The 17,472-nt window shown below is 69.6% G+C and carries 15 protein-coding genes; 1 reads left to right on the top strand and 14 read right to left on the bottom strand.

The genetic code is table 11. The annotated features are described in order from the left end of the window. Nucleotides 1-59: 59 nt before the first annotated feature. The 11 genes from AAG816_RS12635 to AAG816_RS12585 all read right to left on the bottom strand — a co-directional run bounded on the left by AAG816_RS12635 (nucleotide 60) and on the right by AAG816_RS12585 (nucleotide 11,458). Complete coding sequence (locus tag AAG816_RS12635; protein ID WP_341989990.1) at nucleotides 60-776, bottom strand: response regulator transcription factor; 717 nt, start codon at nucleotides 774-776, stop codon at nucleotides 60-62. A gap of 348 nt (nucleotides 777-1,124) precedes the next feature. Beyond that, a complete protein-coding gene (locus AAG816_RS12630; RefSeq protein ID WP_341989989.1) occupies nucleotides 1,125-2,687 on the bottom strand; it encodes a Do family serine endopeptidase in 1,563 nt (520 codons plus the stop codon). A gap of 164 nt (nucleotides 2,688-2,851) precedes the next feature. Further along, complete coding sequence (locus tag AAG816_RS12625; protein ID WP_341989988.1) at nucleotides 2,852-3,364, bottom strand: cytochrome c-type biogenesis protein; 513 nt, start codon at nucleotides 3,362-3,364, stop codon at nucleotides 2,852-2,854. Between the two features lie 4 nt (nucleotides 3,365-3,368). Then, the gene (locus tag AAG816_RS12620; RefSeq protein ID WP_341989987.1) at nucleotides 3,369-5,351 is read right to left on the bottom strand and encodes a heme lyase CcmF/NrfE family subunit; all 1,983 of its coding nucleotides are present in this window, start codon (nucleotides 5,349-5,351) and stop codon (nucleotides 3,369-3,371) included. Then, a complete protein-coding gene (gene ccmE / locus AAG816_RS12615; RefSeq protein ID WP_341989986.1) occupies nucleotides 5,348-5,911 on the bottom strand; it encodes a cytochrome c maturation protein CcmE in 564 nt (187 codons plus the stop codon). The genes AAG816_RS12620 and ccmE overlap by 4 nt, the downstream gene beginning before the upstream one ends. A 2-nt stretch (nucleotides 5,912-5,913) precedes the next feature. After that, the gene (ccmI, locus tag AAG816_RS12610) at nucleotides 5,914-7,095 is read right to left on the bottom strand and encodes a c-type cytochrome biogenesis protein CcmI (protein ID WP_341989985.1); all 1,182 of its coding nucleotides are present in this window, start codon (nucleotides 7,093-7,095) and stop codon (nucleotides 5,914-5,916) included. A gap of 163 nt (nucleotides 7,096-7,258) precedes the next feature. Then, on the bottom strand, nucleotides 7,259-7,606 hold the full coding sequence (locus tag AAG816_RS12605) for a hypothetical protein (RefSeq protein ID WP_341989984.1): 348 nt from the start codon (nucleotides 7,604-7,606) through the stop codon (nucleotides 7,259-7,261). Between the two features lie 293 nt (nucleotides 7,607-7,899). Further along, entirely contained in the window at nucleotides 7,900-9,300 is a 1,401-nt protein-coding gene (locus AAG816_RS12600; RefSeq protein WP_341989983.1) for a sensor histidine kinase, read from the bottom strand. 49 nt (nucleotides 9,301-9,349) lie between these two features. Next, nucleotides 9,350-10,021 (bottom strand): response regulator transcription factor, encoded by a 672-nt coding sequence (locus AAG816_RS12595; RefSeq protein WP_341989982.1) that lies wholly within the window; start codon nucleotides 10,019-10,021, stop codon nucleotides 9,350-9,352. 238 nt (nucleotides 10,022-10,259) lie between these two features. Continuing rightward, nucleotides 10,260-10,568, bottom strand: coding sequence for a hypothetical protein (locus AAG816_RS12590; RefSeq protein WP_341989981.1), 309 nt, complete (start codon nucleotides 10,566-10,568; stop codon nucleotides 10,260-10,262). Then, entirely contained in the window at nucleotides 10,565-11,458 is an 894-nt protein-coding gene (locus tag AAG816_RS12585; protein ID WP_341989980.1) for a glycosyl hydrolase 108 family protein, read from the bottom strand. Before AAG816_RS12585 ends, AAG816_RS12590 begins: the two co-directional genes overlap by 4 nt. A gap of 101 nt (nucleotides 11,459-11,559) precedes the next feature. Between AAG816_RS12585 and AAG816_RS12580 the strand changes: the two genes are divergently transcribed. Further along, nucleotides 11,560-11,772 carry a hypothetical protein gene (locus AAG816_RS12580; protein ID WP_341989979.1) on the top strand — a complete coding sequence of 71 codons (213 nt, stop codon included), beginning with the start codon at nucleotides 11,560-11,562 and terminating at the stop codon, nucleotides 11,770-11,772. A gap of 16 nt (nucleotides 11,773-11,788) precedes the next feature. Here the strand turns inward: AAG816_RS12580 and AAG816_RS12575 are convergent, their stop codons facing one another. From AAG816_RS12575 to AAG816_RS12565, 3 genes are read right to left on the bottom strand one after another with little or no spacing between them, the layout of a single operon-like run. Beyond that, a complete protein-coding gene (locus tag AAG816_RS12575) occupies nucleotides 11,789-12,022 on the bottom strand; it encodes a hypothetical protein (RefSeq protein ID WP_341989978.1) in 234 nt (77 codons plus the stop codon). A 1-nt stretch (nucleotide 12,023) separates the two neighbouring features. After that, the gene (locus AAG816_RS12570) at nucleotides 12,024-13,508 is read right to left on the bottom strand and encodes a DUF2793 domain-containing protein (protein WP_341989977.1); all 1,485 of its coding nucleotides are present in this window, start codon (nucleotides 13,506-13,508) and stop codon (nucleotides 12,024-12,026) included. Nucleotides 13,509-13,544: 36 nt separating this feature from the next. Further along, nucleotides 13,545-17,462 carry a glycoside hydrolase/phage tail family protein gene (locus AAG816_RS12565; protein WP_341989976.1) on the bottom strand — a complete coding sequence of 1,306 codons (3,918 nt, stop codon included), beginning with the start codon at nucleotides 17,460-17,462 and terminating at the stop codon, nucleotides 13,545-13,547. Nucleotides 17,463-17,472: the final 10 nt, after the last annotated feature.

The raw sequence follows: 17,472 nt of genomic DNA, 5'->3' as shown, positions 1-17,472 counted from the left end.
GTTTCCCCACCGCCGCAGGACCGCTGGTCTCAGCGCCGGCCATCACACCGCGGGCCATGTCAGCGCATTCCCACCCGGACCATATAGCCGGCGCCCCGCACCGTATGGATCAGGGGCACGTCAAACCCCTTGTCGATCTTCGAGCGCAGCCGCGACACATGCACGTCGATCACATTGGTCTGCGGGTCGAAGTGATAGTCCCAGACGTTTTCCAGCAGCATGGTGCGGGTCACCACCTGCCCGGCGTGGCGCATGAGATATTCCATCAGCCGGAACTCCCGCGGCTGCAAGGGAATGTCCTTGCCCGCCCGCGTCACCCGGTGCGCCAGCCGGTCCAGTTCCAGATCGCCGACCCGGTAGACGGTCTCCGCCGCCTGCGGCGCGCCGCGCCGGGACAGCGCTTCCACCCGCGCCAGCAATTCGGTGAAGGCATAGGGCTTGGGCAGATAGTCGTCGCCACCGGCGCGCAAGCCCACCACCCGGTCATCCACCTGCCCCAAAGCGGAGAGGATCAAGACCGGCGTGGCATCGCCGCGACCGCGCAATTCCGCCACCAGCGACAGGCCGTCGCGGATCGGCAGCATGCGGTCGACCACCATCACGTCGTATTTGCCGTCGAGCGCGTGGGCGAGGCCGTCTTCGCCGTCGGCGGCGTGATCCACCACGTGGCCGGCCTCACGAAAGGCCTTGCGCAGATAATCCGCCGCGTCGTGGTCATCCTCGACGAGGAGCAGTCGCATGGAGAGGCTGAAGTCCGTTTCAAGATTCGGGTTCATGACACTCTAGCCCACGATCTGCGCCCAGCGCATCAGGTTGTAGGGACATTCCCCGCGACGGAACCTGGAACGGCGCGGGAAGCTGTGCTTTCCGCGCCGATCGGGCGTTGGCGGCGTTTGCGGCGACGGAAGGTACCGCTTCGGCACCAATGAAAAAGTCTCCCGATCGGGCAGCCGCGGTGAAGCCGCTTACCCGATCGGGGGGCGCGCCGCGGTTCCCCCGCGCACGGCGCACCATCTGGCCGGCATCCCGATCCGCATACGCTTTACGCGCCGACCTGGGACACCCACCGGAACCCTTGAGGGCGGCCCGCGCCGCAAGGCGCGGGACGCTTTCTACCGCTCGGTTCAGCCGCGGGCCTTGGGGTCGATGGCGATGGCGACGAAGCGCACGCCCTGCTCACCCTTCACCCGCATGAGCACCGCCTTGCGGTTCTCGGTCTTGGCAGCGGCAAGGCCGTCGCGCACATCCGCCGGGCTGGAGACGGCCTTGCCGCCCACATCCAGGATCACGTCGCCGGAGCGGATGCCACGGGCGGCAGCCGGTCCGTTGGGATCCACTTCGGTGACCACCACGCCGTCGGCGCCGGCACCCTTCACGCTCTTGGCCGGAGCCAGTTGCAGCCCGAGGCGGGGCACGTCATGGCCGGGAGCGCCATTGTCATTGAGGCTCGCGGTCTGCTGCTCGCCGGGAAGCTGCTCCAGCTTCACGTCCAGGTTCATGGCCTTGCCGTCACGCATCACGGCGAGGGCAACGCTGGTGCCCGGCTTCATCATGCCGATCTTGCGGCTGAGGTCGCGGGCATCCTTGATCGGCTCGCCATTGAGCTTGGTGACCACGTCACCGCTCTTCAGGCCGGCCTTGGCACCTGGGGTGTCCGGCTGCACCTGCGCCACCAGCGCACCGTCGGCAGAGCTGAGGCCGAGACCGGAGGCGAGGTCATCGGTCACCGGCTGGATCTGGACGCCGATGTAGCCCCGCGCCACCGAGCCCGACTGGCGCAGCTGGTCCACCACCGTCTTCACCGTCTCGGAGGGGATGGCGAAGGCGATGCCCACATTGCCGCCGGAGGGCGACACGATGGCGGTGTTCATGCCGATGACGTTGCCCGAGAGGTCGAAGGTCGGTCCACCGGAATTGCCCCGGTTGATCGGCGCGTCGATCTGCACGAAGTCGTCATAGGGACCGGAGCCGATGTCGCGGCCACGGGCCGAGACGATGCCGGCGGTCACCGTGCCGCCGAGGCCGAAGGGATTGCCCACCGCGATCACCCAGTCGCCGACCCGCGGCACGGTATCGGACAGCTTCACCCACGGCAGGTCGGTCTTGCCGTCGATCTTCAGCAGGGCCACGTCGGTGCGGGAATCCGCGCCGATGACCTTGGCGGTGTATTCCTTGCCGTCGGTGAGGGTCACGTCCACCTCGGAGGCGCCGTCCACCACATGGTTGTTGGTGACCACATAGCCGTCGGCGGAGATGATGAAGCCGGAGCCCTGGCCCACGACCCGACGCTGGCCGGGCTCACCACGCGGTGCGCGCTGGGGCATCTGGCCCTGCATGCCACCGGGACCGTTCTCGAAGCCGAAGCGCTTCAGGAAGCGCTCGATCTGCGGGGGCACGTCGCCGCCCATGCCCTCGTCGCCGCCCATGGCCATCTGCTGGGCGCCGTCCTTCTTCACCTTCACCGAAACCACGGCGGGCGAAACCTTCTGCACGATGTCGGCGAAGGAGAAGGTGCTGGCGGACAGCGCGGGGGACACCGGCGCCTGGTTGGTCTGGGCAAAGGCGGGAGTGCTCGGGTAGCCGAACTGGCCGACCGCCACGCCTGCAACCGCCAAGCCGACAACGCCCGCCAGCAGGGCGGTCCGACGGCGCTTCGTCAAAGAAGGGAAATTCGTGGAGCGGGTCATGCGCTGTGCATCTCTCTCTGGTGTGCGACCGCCCTTGCGGGCCGGCTTGAGAGAGAAACTAGGCCTTGCCGCCTTACAGGCCCCTGGCGGCAGAGTTACCGTTTTGTAAGGCGCGTCACGGCTGCGTGAGCGGAAACGGTAGCCGGCGGAGCGAGCCGGTCGCCTTAAGCGCCGTCGCGGCCACCCGGATCGGGCTGGCCGGCCAGGAGCGTCTGGACCCGCGCCTCTTCTTCCGGCGTCAGAGCCGTGAGTTCCTTTGCATCGGTGCGCCGACGGCGCCATGCGACCACCGCCGCGCCACCGCCCAGCAGCAGCACGATCGCCGGCGTGCCCCAGAGGAGAGCGTTGCGCCAGGAGAACACCGGACGCATCAGCACGAACTCGCCATAACGCGCCACCAGGAAAGCCAGCACTTGGCTGTCGCTGTCACCGGCCTTAAGACGGTCGCGCACCAGCAGGCGCAGATCGCGGGCCAGCGGCGCATCGCTGTCGTCGATGGACTGGTTCTGGCAGACCATGCAGCGCAATTCCTGCGACAGCTCGCGGGCGCGGGCCTCCAGCTTGGGGTCCGGGAGCACCTCGTCCGGAAGCACCGCATGGGCTGGGACCGACAGCAGCAGCGCCACGCCCACAAGCAGGGGCGCCGTCACGCGTCGGATGATGTTGAAAATGCCCACGGCCCTACTCCGCCGCGACCGGCGCGGCTGCACGGCGGCGCGCCGGCTTCGGCGCCCCCACCCGCAACCGGCGATCCGCCAAAGAGAGGCCGCCGCCCAGGGCCATCACCACGGCGCCGAGCCAGATCAGCGTCACAAGGGGCTTCCAGGTGACGCGCACGGAAACCGCGCCGTTGGTCTCTTCCTCGCCCATGGAGAGATAGAGCTGGCTGAAACCGAAGGTGCGGATGCCGGATTCGGTGGTGGCCATCTGCCGGGCAGCGAACATCCGCCGTGAGGCTTCCACCGTGCCCTGCGACAGGCCGCCGGAGCGGATTTCGAAGATCGCCGTGCGGGCGGTGAAATTGGCTCCCGCGCGATTCTCGATGCGGGCGAAGGTCAGGTCCCGGGTGCCGATGGTAATGGTGTCGCCCAGCTTCACCGAAGCGATGCGCTCCAGGCTCCAGGTGGTCTCGGAGACGATGCCGATCAGGCACACCCCCACGCCGAAATGCGCCACCGCCGTGCCGAAGGTGGAGCGCGGCAGACCGCGCAAGCGTGCCCAGGCCACCGGCGCCGAAACCCGGCCGATGCCCGCGCGCTCCACAATGTCGGTGAGGGCGCCGGCCATGATGAACACCGCAAGCCCGATGGCCACAGCCGCCAGCACCGGCCCGCCTTCCGCCGCCGCCGTGACCACGCCCGCGATCACCGCGAAACCGGCGGCCAGGGTCAGGCGCTGCGCCACACCCAGCAGATCGCCCCGCTTCCAGGCCAAGAGCGGGCCGAACGGCATGGCGAACACCAAGGGCAGCATCAGCCCGCCGAAGGTGAGGTTGAAGAAGGGCGGGCCCACCGTGATCTTGGCGTCGGTGAGCGCTTCCAGCGCCAGCGGATAGAGCGTGCCCACGAACACCGAGGCGGTGGCGGCGGTGAGGAACAGATTGTTGAACACCAGCGCGCCCTCGCGCGACACCGGCGCGAACAGGCCGCCCTGGCGCAGTTCACCCGCGCGCAGCGCGAACATCAGCAGCCCGCCGCCGATGAACAAAGTGAGAATGCCCAGGATGAACACGCCGCGGGTGGGATCGCTGGCGAACGCGTGCACCGAGGTCAGCACGCCCGAGCGCACCAGGAAGGTGCCGATCAGCGACAAAGAGAAGGCGAGGATCGCCAGCAGGATGGTCCAGATCTTCAGCGCGTCGCGCTTTTCCATCACCACGGCGGAATGCAGCAAGGCGGTGGCGGCCAGCCACGGCATCAGCGAGGCGTTTTCCACCGGGTCCCAGAACCACCAGCCGCCCCAGCCCAGCTCGTAATAGGCCCAGTAGGAGCCCATGGCGATGCCCAGGGTCAGGAACAGCCAGGCGGCCAGGGTCCAGGGCCGCACCCAGCGCGCCCAGGCGGCATCGATCCGCCCCTCGATCAGCGCCGCCATGGCGAAGGAGAAGGCGATGGAGAGGCCCACATAGCCGAGATAGAGCAGCGGCGGATGAATGGCGAGGCCGGGATCCTGCAGCACCGGATTGAGATCGCGCCCTTCCGCCGGGGCGGGGATCATGCGCAGGAACGGATTAGACGTGAGCAGGATGAAGCCCAGGAACGCACTGGCGATGGCGCCCTGCACGGCCAGCGCATTGGCCTTGAGGCGATCGGGCAGGTTGCTGCCGAACAGCGCCACCATGCCGGCGAACACCGCCAGCACGAACACCCACAGCATCATGGAACCCTCATGGTTCCCCCAGGTGCTGGTGATCTTGTAGACGAGCGGCATCTGCGAGTGGGAATTCTCCACCACATTCACCACCGAGAAATCGGAGGTGACATAGACCGCCACCAGCGCGCCGAAGGCGAAGGTGACGAACCCCAGCACCGCCAGCGCCACCGGCGCGGCCACGCCCATGAGAACCGCGTCGTCCTTGGCCGCGCCCCAGGCGGGCACCACCATCTGCACCAGAGCCAGGGCAAGGGCGAGGATCAGCGCATATTGGCCGAGTTCCGCGATCATGGGGCGGGGCTCCGGGAGGAGGCGGAGGCGGGCGTCGCCGCGGGCAGGATGGAGGACGGCACCGCCGCGCCGGACGGCGCCGGCTTCGGGGTGGCGGGAACGCTCTGCTGCGGCACCGGTCCGCCGGGCTCGCCTTCCTTCCAGTGGCCGGACTTCTTCAGCGCATCGGCCACCTCGCGGGGCATGTAGCGCTCGTCATGCTTGGCCAGCACGCTGTCGGCGGAAACCGTGCCGTCCATCTGCAGCACGCCTTCGGCCACCACGCCCTGCCCTTCCCGGAACAGGTCCGGCAGCAGGCCGCGATAGGCCACGATCACCTGATGGTTGCCGTCGGTGACGGCAAACCGCACCGCGGCGCCGGTCTTCTCGACACTGCCCGGCTCCACCAGTCCGCCGAGGCGCACCCGCCCGCCCGGGGCGATCTGCTTCTGGGCGATCTCCGTGGGGGTGCGGAAGAAGACGATGGTGTCGTTGAGGGCGGTCAGGATCAGCCCGGCGGCGAGCGCCAGCACACTCAATCCGGCACCGATCAGGACGAGGCGGCGGCTTTTGCGCGTCACGACTATTCGCCTCCCAGCCCGAGTTCGGTGCGCGCCGCGTCGATGCGGCGGGCGGCGTCATCATCGCCGGCAAAAGCCGTACGCGCCGATTGCAGCGCCGCCGTGGCCTTGGCCTTGTCGCCCAGAACACTCCAGGCGCGGGCCAGACGCAACCAGCCGTCCAGATCCTTGGGATCGGCCGCCAGCCGCTCTTCCAGCCGCGAGACCATGCCTGCGATCATGGCGGAGCGCTCCTGCGGGCTCTGCCCGGCGGCGGCGGCCACGTCCTGCGCGGTGGGACCAGGGGCTTGCGGGCTCGCAGGCGCAAGGCGCGGCGAGGTGGCCGAGACCGTCGGCGGGGAGGCCGGCGCGACGCCCAGCCGCGCCAGGGCCGCTTCCAGCATGGGGCGCCAGGGTGCGCCGGCCGGGGCCTCCTGAAGCATCTGCCCCCAGATGGCCACCGCATCCGCGCGCCGGCCATCCTGCTCCGCCGCAAGGCCGAGGAAATAGCGGGCCTTGACCGTGTGTGGGTCCAGCGTCACCGCGGCGGTGAAGGCCTTGGCGGCTTCCTGGGTCACCATGCCATCGGCGCCGGCGGTGAGGACTTCGCCCAGGGCCGCCTCGCGCTCGACGCTGGGGCCGAGAATGCGGATCGCCTGCCGGTAGGCGCGCGCGGCATCATCCATGCGGCCCATGCGGGCATAGACCGGGGCGAGAATCTCATAGCCCTGGCCGTCATTGGGATTGCTGGCCAGATGCTCCTCCACCCGGCGCACCAGGATGGCGACATCATTGGCATCCGGCGGCGCCTTGAGGCGCTCCGCCAGCGGCGCACCGGGCAGCGCGGGAGAACCGACATAGACATAGAGCCCGGCACCGAGCACGGGCACGAACAGCAACACACCGATGGCGGCCCAGCGCCGCCGCACGGTGCCGCTGTCGATGGACGGACCCGGCGCGGACGACAGGGCGTCCGCGGCCAGGATGCGCCGGCCGACCTCGATGCGCGCGGCCTCCGCCTGCTCCGCCGGCAGGCGACCGGCGGCCTGGTCACGGACGATTTCCGCCAGTTGGTCGCGATAGACCGCCACATCGGCGTCGCGCGCATTGCGCCGCGCACGCTGCCGGCTCAGCGGCCACAGCACCGCCATCACCGCGGCGGCGGTCATCAGCGCGAACGCGACGAAGAGCGGAATGGAGGTCATGGTTCCCTGCGGTTAGCGGAGGCAAGGGCAAAAGCAAAGGATGCTTTCGGTCGCGGCGGCGCCGCGCCGCAGGGGCTCACGCACCCGTCATTCCCTGCCGGCCTCCAAATGGTATCAGAGGATGCCAGATTCCGACCGTTGCCAGCATCCCGCCGCGGTGGGCTCAGTTTACCGACACCCAGGTGCCATCCGCATTGCGGCAGGAGATGCCGCGGGCATTCTGCGGCTTGCCCTGGATGTAAATGGTATGGGAATAATCGCGACACTGCGGATTTCCGGGCCGGGCATAAGCCGGGCCGGCGATGACCGTGCCATAGGCGCCGCTCTCCCCGCGCCATCCCACCGGGGTGCCGGGACCGCCATATTCCAGCGCCTTCATTTCCGCCGCATAGGCCCGCTGACGATCCTGCTCGTCCAGCCCACCGCCGATCACCCCGCCCACCAGCCCGCTCACCGGCGCGCCCGTGGCGACACCGGCCGATCCCCCGGCGCCGGTCAGCGCGCTGGTCATTGAGCCAGCGGTGGCCCCTGCGACGACCTTCGGTCCGGCGCTTGGGTCACTGGTGCATGCCGCCACCGCGGCGGCAGCAAGCAGGACACAGAGGAGCTTGGGCGCGTTCATACCATCAGCCTTCGCGTGCTGTTTCCTTATCGGAAGCGGATCGCTTCCGGCGACAGAACCGGACATTTAGGCGAAAAGGAGGCTCAGTGCACGCGGCACGATGAGCCCCCACCCGGCGATCTGCTGCGCGGCTGACGCCGGGCACGGGGCGGATCGGCGCGACGCATGGACGATGACCGCGCTCATGCCGCCGGCAGGACCAGTTCGGTGCGCAGCCCGCCGAGCGGCGCGGTGTTCATTTCGAACCGGCCGCCGTACAGCGCCGCCAATTCATGGACGATGGACAGGCCGAGGCCGGAGCCGGGCTTGGATTCGTCCAGCCGCCGCCCGCGCCGGCCCACCTCCGCCCGCTTGCCGGGGGTGAGGCCGGGGCCGTCGTCATCGATCATCACCCGGAAGAACACCCGCTCGCTGGGGCCGCGCGGCGGATCGAGGGACACCTTGACCTGAACCCGCCCCGCCGCCCATTTGCAGGCATTGTCGATCAGATTGCCGATCATCTCCTCCAGATCGTGGCGCTCGCCGCGAAACCGGATGTCCTCATTGGCCACCTCCAGGTCGATGGCCAGGTCCTTGGTGCGATGGATCTTCTCCATGGTGCGCGCCAATCCGGTCACGATCGGGCCGATCTCGCACACGGTGCCCACCAGCGAGACGCGGGCAGCCATGCGCGCACGCTCCAGATGATGGCCCACCTGATCGCGCATAATCTCCGCCTGATCGCGCACCCGCACCGCGAGGGGATCGTCGCGGGTGCCGGCCTCGTTCAGCAGCACCGAAAGCGGGGTCTTCAGCGCGTGGGCGAGGTTGCCCACATGGGTGCGCGAGCGCTCGACGATCTCCTTGTTGGCGTCGATCAGCGCGTTCACTTCGCTGACCAGCGGGGCGATTTCCTCCGGATATTTCCCCTCCAGCCGCTCGGCCTTGCCCGACCGCACCGCCGCCAGCGCCTCGGAAATGCGGCCTAGCGGCTTCAGGCCGAACCGCACCTGGAACACCACGGTCAAGAGAAAGGCCAAGCCCAGGACGCCGAAGGTGCCCACCAGCGCCAGATTGAAATTGGTGATCTCTTCCTCGATCTCGGAGGCGTCACCGGCAACGGTAATAAGGTAACGCCCATCCTGCCCCAGATCCAGCAGCCGCTCCACCAGGCGCAAATTCTGGTTGTCGGGCCCGGGGGCATAGCCTTCGCGGACGCCGCCGGGGCGTTCCTCGACGCCCAGGGATTCCAGGGTCGGCAGGCCACCCTCGGGCAACGAGCGCGAGCGGCGGATCGCCGGCTTGGCCACATCCAGCCGGGTCATCTGCCAATACCAGCCGGAAAACGGAAACACGAACAGCGGGTCGGTCAGCCCCTGCGGCTCCGCCACCGCGCCCGCCCCCGCGGTTCCCGCGGTGCTGGCAAGGCCGCCGACGATGGTCTTCAGATAGATGTCCAGCCGGCGGTCGAACGCCCGCTCCGCCCCGGCGCGATACATGGACGACAGCACCACGCCGACCACCAGCAGGATCAGCGCGGTCACCACCACGGCGGACAGAAACAAGCGAAACGCCAGCGAACCTGGAGCGCGCGGCAGGTTCATGACGGGCGCGGGGCCCGCCCCCGGAGACCGCACCGCCGGACACCGTCCCTCATCGCAGCGGCTCTGGCGATGTCAGCAGATAACCGAGCCCCCGCACGGTCTGGATCACGTCGCAATCGATCTTCTTGCGCAGCCGCCCCACGAACACTTCGATGGTGTTGGAATCCCGGTCGAAGTCCTGCTCGTAGAGATGCTCCACCAGTTCGGCGCGGGAGACCACCCGCCCGGCATGGTGCATGAGATAGGACAGCAGCCGGTATTCATGGCTGGTGAGCTTCACCAGGGTTCCGCCCACGGAAACCCGGCCGGAGCGGGTATCGAGCCGCACCGGCCCGCAGGTGAGTTCGCTGGAGGCGTGGCCGCTGGCCCGGCGCAGCAGCGCCCGCAGCCGCGCCAGGACTTCCTCCATATGGAACGGCTTGGCCACATAGTCGTCCGCCCCGGCGTCGAACCCCTGGACCTTGTCGCTCCAGCGATCGCGGGCGGTGAGAATCAGCACCGGCATGGTGCGCCCCGCCCGCCGCCAATGCTCCAGCACCGAGATCCCGTCCAGCTTGGGCAAGCCGATGTCCAGCACCACCGCGTCATAGGGCTCGCTGTCGCCGAGGAAATGGCCTTCTTCGCCGTCGAACGCGCGGTCAACCGCGTAGCCGGCTTCCCCCAATGCATTCACCAACTGCCGGTTCAGATCCGGGTCGTCTTCGATCACCAGCAAACGCACGTTTCGTCCCCACCCCGCGTCCCCCGACTTGCGCCAACCATGCCAGAGCCGCGCGTCCGTGTCAGTGGCCTTGGCGCCACAAATCACCGTTGGCCCCCGGTCGAGCCCTGGGCGCCCTGCGGTTCAGCGCCAATGGCACAGGGTCCGCCCCACCGCATTGTGCGCCTTGGCCTGGCGAATGGTCTCGTCCGTATCCGCCACGGACCAGCGCAATGGCCTGGCGGCCCGGCAAAACACCTCAGTCCCGCCGCCATCCGTCGCTGTGGCGCAGCCGGCCAGGGTCGTCAGCGTCATGCTCAGCAGCGCGGCGCGCCGCATCCGCCTGATCCACCGCAGCTTGGGCATCGCGCTCTCCTTTTGCCTGCCGATCCGTCCATCCCGCCTGGGCGCCGCGGCGATAGGCCAGCAGGACGGCGGCGAGCGCCGCTGCCGCCAGCGCCACGCGCACGCCCAGCACCCGCGCCAGAGCCAGCACCGCGGCCCCGGCAAGGCCCGCCCAGAGCCACCACGGCACCCCATAGGCCAGCCACAGGCCAAGCGCGCTCACGACGCGCTCCCCGCCGGCGCCGGCGCCGGGGCGAGATCCAAAGCGTCGGCACGCTGGCGGCGCCGATGCTCGCCCCACCACACCGCCCCCAGCGCCGCCAGCGTGACCAGAACGCCCAGCACCGTCAGGCCGGTGAACACGAGCGCGATGGTGGGCGAGGCCCCCGTCAGGGGCTCCAGTTGGCGGGCCGCCTCGCCGGTGGCCGAGGCGAGGACACCGCCCGCGGCCGCACCGGTCGCCGCGTCCGGCCGTGGCGCCGGCCGCGCGCTGGCCAAGGGCGCCTTCGCGCTGCCGCCGGCGGGGCGCGCACCTGCCTCCATCCCCCGGACCGGCACCATGGCGGCATCCTCGGCGACGGGCACGGCCCCAGACTGCGCCCAGGCGTGGCCGATGCGGCGCACTTCCGCCACCCGCCGCCCCCAGCCGGCACCGAACACCGGCCAGGTGGTCAGCCGCTTCAGCATGGCCAGGCGACGATCACAGATGTCATCCACCATGGCGCCCAGGTCGGCGCACCGCGCCGCCGCCGCCAGGGTCACGGCCCCCACCTGCCCATCGGCGGGCAGCCCCAGGGCGCGCTGGAGCCATTTGGCCGCCTGTCCCGGCCCGGAATTCACCGCGCCGTCGAACACCACATAATCGAGGCCGGCGGGCAGATCGTCGCCCCGCACCGCGTCCCAATACTGGCTGCGGTAGATGGCGATCAGTTCGCCCCGCTCAATCTGCCGCACCGGGCGCAACGGCTGTCCATGCCGCGTGCGATAGCCGTCGTAAACCCGCTGGATCACCCCCTGCATGGTGGGTCCGCCGGGGTCGGCGGGATGGTTGGAATAGCCTCCCTCGTGGCCGAGGACGCGCGCGAGCGCAGCCTCAAAGCTGGACGCAGCCATGGACGTCTCCTATGTGTGGTAGAAAGAATGGCGCGCCGAATCCGGCCATTGGTCCGGAACGGGGCATGGCCGCGGCGGCCGACATGTAGTGGGGCGATGCGATGGAGCGGGCGTTGGGCGGGTTATTCCTGGCCCTGACCCTGGCAGTATTGACGTTCGTCTTTTACCTGCATGCCAATTCACTTGGCCTGCTGTACTGGCGTACGCATAGCGGCAACGAACTCATCTGCCACTATTACTCCGGGCTGGGACTGACCGACGTGTCGTTCCACAATTCACAGCGGCACTGCCCCATCTGGCGGCAGATGTTCTAGCTGCGCGCGGGCGTCCTCAGGCGCCGGGCATCGGCATGGCACGAAAGTCCTGCGGCGGCACCTCGGCCACCGGCAGCAGCGCGAGCTCCGCGTGCCGGGCGTGGTGCGCCGGGTCCTCCAGCACCGCCACCGGCAGCACGAAGCGCACCCCATCCGCCAGCGCCAAGGGCCAGAGCGCGGCCCCCTGCGTGGTGGGGCCGCGGAGAGGCTCCGCCTGGGCGGCGGTCAGGATCAGGAAGCGATCGGCCATGTCAGGCTCCCACGGCTGCAAGATAGGTCTGGAGGGCGGCATGGAGCGCGCCCATCTCCACCGCCGTCAGCGCCCCGCCCATGAATGCCGCGGCGATGCGATCGGTGCCGTTCACCAGCGGTGAGCCGACGTTCACCGCCAGCAGGTAGAATTCCAGATTGGGTGGTGCCTGCGAGGCGCGCGCCCCCACTTCCACCGTCACCCCATCCTTGTACCGGACAACCGACGCGGCGTCCGCCCGCGATGCCGCCACCAGGCCCGCATCCAGAAAAACGGTGTAGTGGGCCACCGAGGTGATGCCGGTCTCATTCAGCTGACACGCGCAATAGCCGCCGTCCTCCGGCGCATAGCGGGCGATGTGACCGCCGCGATAGTCCGGCAGGGAGAGCGCCCCCATGGCCAATCCGCGCCGGCCGTTCTGGCCGATATAGACACCAAAACTCGCGTTGTTCTGCTGGAACATTGTGCCGGCGCCCGGAATATAGCCGGTGCGCAAATAAGACGTCGCGCCGTCGCTGGTATAGCCGCGATTGGCGGTGAAGGCCGGACTGTTGACCTCGGTCAGGCCATAGCTGGCGCTGATCCAGTTCAGCCGCGCCGCCTGGGCATCGGGCGCCGCCAGGACATAGAGCGCATCGAGCTTCGCCCACACGCCTGCGCTCATGAGCGTGTCCACCAGCCGGTCCGCCAGCCATTTTCGCGAGGTGGACGGCGCGCTGACCATGCGCGCCACCACCGCCGCCGCCTCGGGCCGCATGAAGGCATAGGGCGCGACCGGCTCCACCGTGGGCACGTCGCAGACCAGCACATGGATCGCCACCCGCACCATGCCGCCGGTGAAGGCACCCCCCATGGCGCTGAGCAGGATCGGGGTCTCCGCATAATAAGCGGTCGGGCCGATGACGCCGGAATTGGTGTTGCCCGCGCCCACCCCCAGCGAACCGCCGAACTTGCTCGGCTCGGACGCCGTCCCGCAAGTGTAGGCGCTGGCGCCGCTGATGGTCTCCAGGGTGCGGGTGGAGACCCCCAGCACCACCGCGCGATTGGGAATGGCGATGGTGGTGCCCACACTGGCGCCGAACAGATAGACGTCCTGCTCCAGCACCCGCGCCGATACCATGCCCCGGTGCGGGCTCGCGGCCAAAGGCGAGACCCAGGCCCCGGTGCCGTCGAACAGAGCCAGGCGCCGCTCATCGACGATATAGGCGAGGAAACCGGCGGCGCAGGGGAGGAAATCCCAGGCCCCGCTTTCATAGGCGGCGATCATGCCCGCACGGCCGGCGAAAGCGCCGGTGGCACCCGCCGGCACATGCCAGCGCCCGCCTTCCGCAGGCGCGGATGGCGGCGCGGTGGTGGTGACGCTTTCGAGCCTCAAGTGCACAAGGGCATCCAGCTGCCGCAGGGCCTCATTATGGGTGACATGCTTCTGCGCCTGCGCCGCCGCCAGATACGGCAGCGCCAGATTGGCGGTCGTCTCGGACGCCATGGGGTGATCCTTCGTTGATCGGGGGATAAAAAGGGCTCAGAGCGTCAAGATCGCGGTGGCGGCGGTGCGCGGCCCCAGCACCGCCGACAGTTGCGCGATGCGCACCGCGAGGATGCCCTGCATCGCGCCGAAATCCGCCAGTTCGCTGGCGGCGGGATAGACCAGCGTGCTCTCGGTGACCTCCACGGCGCGCACCACCTCGGCCCCGGATAGGATCTCCACCCGATAGCGCTCGCTCGCCTCGCCGAGGGGGATCTCCACCGGCGCCCACCCATCCCCATCCACCCGGCTGCGCCGGATCCAGGACAGGGTGATGCCGGCGCCGGTGCGCACCGCGGCCAGATGCACCGGCGCCAGGGGCGCCAGCGCGGCGCCGCCGGCGGTCGCCGAAAATTCGGCGATCATGGCGTCGCCCTGGTCACGATCGCCGCGACCCACCCGATACAGATAGGGCCGCCCCAGGTCCGACAGGCTGGTGGCCAGCGGCACCAGCGCCTGATCCAGCAGCACCACTTGCGTGCCGGCGGGCCAGGCAACCGCCCCGGCGGCCTCGGTGCCGGCCTGTCCGCGCAACAGGCCGGACAGGCGATAGACCGAGGTCTCCAGCAAGTCGGCCTCCGCAAACTGGATGATCTCCAGCGGGCGCCCCGGAGCCACCAGCGCCAGAGCATTGGCCTGGTCCAGCACCTCGGCCTCGCTGCGGCCCACCAGCACGCCGGAATTGAGCCTCACCCGCAGCGCGGTCCAGCGGTCGAAGCGCCAGAGCGGGCCGGGGGTGAGATCGTCCAGCGTCACCCCGAGGGTGGCGGGGGCGCTGACGGCCCCCACCGCCGTGAAGCTGGCGCCGTCGGCGGAGCGCCACACCGAGAGCGTGCTCGGCCAGGGGGCGGCGGCGGCGGCGAGATATTGCAGCACCGGCGGGTCGCTGCCATCCAGCGCCGGCAGATCCAGGGGCAGCACCAGGGGTGGGCCGAATGCCGCCGGCACCACCGCAACGCCCCCCTGTGCCGGCCGCAGCGCCGCCTGAAACACCGTGGCATCGATGGAGCGGGCGGTGACCGCCCGCGCACCGCTGTCGCTGATCTGGGTGATCTCCAGCCGTCGGGTGCGGCCGTCGCAGGTCAGCTCGATCACATCCCCCGGCAGCAGCGCCGTTTGCGACGGCGGAACTGCGAACTCCGCCCCCTCGCGCCCGGCCCACAGATCCTGGAGCCAGATGTCGGCGGCGCGCACCATCATGGCGTCATTGGCCATCACCGCCACTTCGGCGCGGGCCACATGCCGGCTGTTGCCCGCGAGCCGCCGCGAGGACACGGTGCCGTGGCGATAGTCCGCGCCGCCATCGCCGAAGCTCAATTGCACCTCGAGCGGCAGTTCGCTCTCCTGGGTGCGGGTGAGGACCAGTGGCGCGGCATCCTCCCGCGCCACCAGATCCGCCTCGCTCAGCACCGCCACCGGCGTGCCGCCGCGCGGGCGAAACACGATGCGCCCGTCCTGCTCGGTGGCATTGAAGGCGAAGGCGCGGGCCAAGGGCTCGATGGCGGCGCGGGCGGACATGGGCTGGTCCACCACATAGCCGTCCACGATGCCTTCCAGGGCATCGGTCCTGATGTCGGCGATGCCGTGATCGGCGCAGATGGCGGCCACCAGAGCGTGGAGGGGCGCGGTGCCCATGCGCCCGGTGAGCCAGTGGCCGGTCTCCCAATTGGCGCCATCGCTCCACACTGCGGTGGCGAGGGGAAATTGCGGAAACGGCCGCGCATCCCAGGTCCACACATAGATGCCGCCGGGATCCACCATGTGCCCGCCGGGCAGATCGGCGGACGGGTTGTCCTCCTCGCTGGCACCGAACACCGGATCGAAGGCGGCGCTCACCGCTTCCAGCATGCGGCGCTGGGCAAAGTCGTCGCGGCTGGCGTCGGAGAACGGCGGGAAGCCCCCCTCCGAAGACTTGGCATCGGGAAAGGTGCTGGGCCGGTTCGGCCCCTTGTTCACCGCTCCGCAGCCGGTCTCCATGAGGCGGATGGGCTTGCTCCGCGGCACCCATGCGGTGCTGGCACCCTCGCGCACGCCGCCGGGACGGGGATGGTGCCCATTGCGCCACCAGTTCCACAAATCCTTCTGCCGGAACACCCAGGCTTCGCCATAGGCGCCGTCGGTGATGGGGGTGCGGATCTGCGCGGCGCGGGCGCCGTCATCGGCATAATACCAGTCATAGGCCTCGCCGCCGCGCAGCCGGCCCTTGAGATAGGCGCGGTCATAGATGCCGGGGGCGAGCGCCGCATCCAGATGGCCGCTGCCGTCGCGCCAGTCGGCCAGCGGGGCGTAATAATCCACGCCCACGAAGTCCACGGCGGGCGAGCCCCACAGCCCATCCAGCGGAAAGGCCACGGTGCCGTCGGCGAAGGTCTGGGCGCCATATTCATCCCAATTGGCGCCATAGGAGACCTTGGCGCCGGACGGCCCCACCACCGCCTTCACGTCGGCCGCCAGGGCCTGCAGGTGGTCGGCGGCGGGGAAGCTGCCGCCCGGTCCGCGCACGCGGGTCAGCGCGGCCATCTCCGAGCCGATGAGCATGGTCTCAACGCCGCCCACCATGCGCGCCAGGGTGGCGTAATGGAGGATCATGCGCCGCAGGCTCCATTCCGGCGGCCCGAGATAGAGGATGAAATTTCCGACCGCCACGAAGTGGCTCGCCTGGGCCTGGCCGAACAGCGCATCGACCTGCGCCTGCGCCCACGCGGTGCCGTCGGGCGAGCCGATGCGCCCCGGCGCGGGGTCGCAGGTGATGCGCCCGCGCCAGGGATAGGGCGCCTGGTCCGGCCCCAGGGTCCAGGGATCGGACAAGCCGTTGCCGGGGGGAATATCCATCATGATGAAGGGGTTCAGCGTCACCTGGAACCCGCGCGCCTGGAGCGCCTGGATGGCGCCGATCACGCTCTCGTCGGAGGGGGTGCCGCCATAGGCCGCCGATCCACCCACCCAGGAGACGGTGGCCACATCGCTGCGCGACAGGCCGGCGACGAACCAGTCCGCACCGGAGGTCGCCTTGTCGGTGCGCTCCACCTTGGGCTCCACCCGGCAGGCGCCGGCGCGCAGATCGCTGCCGAACCAGGTGACCACCAGCGACACCCGCCGCACGTTCGGGCATTGCGCCTGGAGCTGGTCGAGGGAAGCGGCAAGATCCGTGGCGGCGCTGGCGGCGTGGCGGTTCTCCGGCGCATAGGCCCCCGCCCCCACCACCCGCTGCACCAGGCGCGGCTGATAGCCGAATTCGGTGGCGCCGGGGATCAGGGTGACGGCGCGGATCTGCGCCTCCAGCTGGCCGATGGAACGCTCCACCTCCACCGTGATCTGCGGCAGCCGATTGCCGAAATTGGCCAGCGGCAGACGCTCGAACACCACATAGGCCAGGCCCCGATAGGCGGGCGTGTTGCCCGCGCCCTGCTTGGCCTCGATCCAGGGATCGGGCGGCTGGTCCGCCGTGCCCAGATAGGTGCGCAGGGTGACGGCGGTGAGGTCCAGCGGCTTGCCGTCCGCCCACACCCGGCCGATGCGCGAGATCGGCCCCTCGCACAGGGCCAGGGCGAAACTGGCGTAATAGAGATAGCTGATGGTGGTGGTCTTCTGCGCGCTCTGGCTGGTGCTCTTGCCGCCGGCGCGGGTGGTCTGGGATGAGACCACTTCCTCCAATTGCGTCGCCCAGATCACCTGGCCGCCGAGGCGGGCGCGGCCATAGATGCGCGGCACGCTGGCGCCCGCATTGGAGGTCATCACATCCAGGCTCGCCAGCCGCGATCCGGTGGTGGTGGTGGAGCGCGATCCGCCCAGCAAGGTCTGGTCGATCATCGCCCCGCCCAGCGCCCCCAGCGCCCGGCCGGCAATGGCACCGATGGGTCCGAACAAAGCGCCGCCGATGACGCCGCCCGCCGCGCCGAGAAGGAGCGTCGCCATGGGAAATCTC

Source organism: Azorhizobium sp. AG788, assembly GCF_943371865.1.
Taxonomy (GTDB): domain Bacteria; phylum Pseudomonadota; class Alphaproteobacteria; order Rhizobiales; family Xanthobacteraceae; genus Azorhizobium.
Note: the sequence above shows the minus strand (reverse complement) of the source record. Positions and strands in the feature narration are given on the sequence as shown.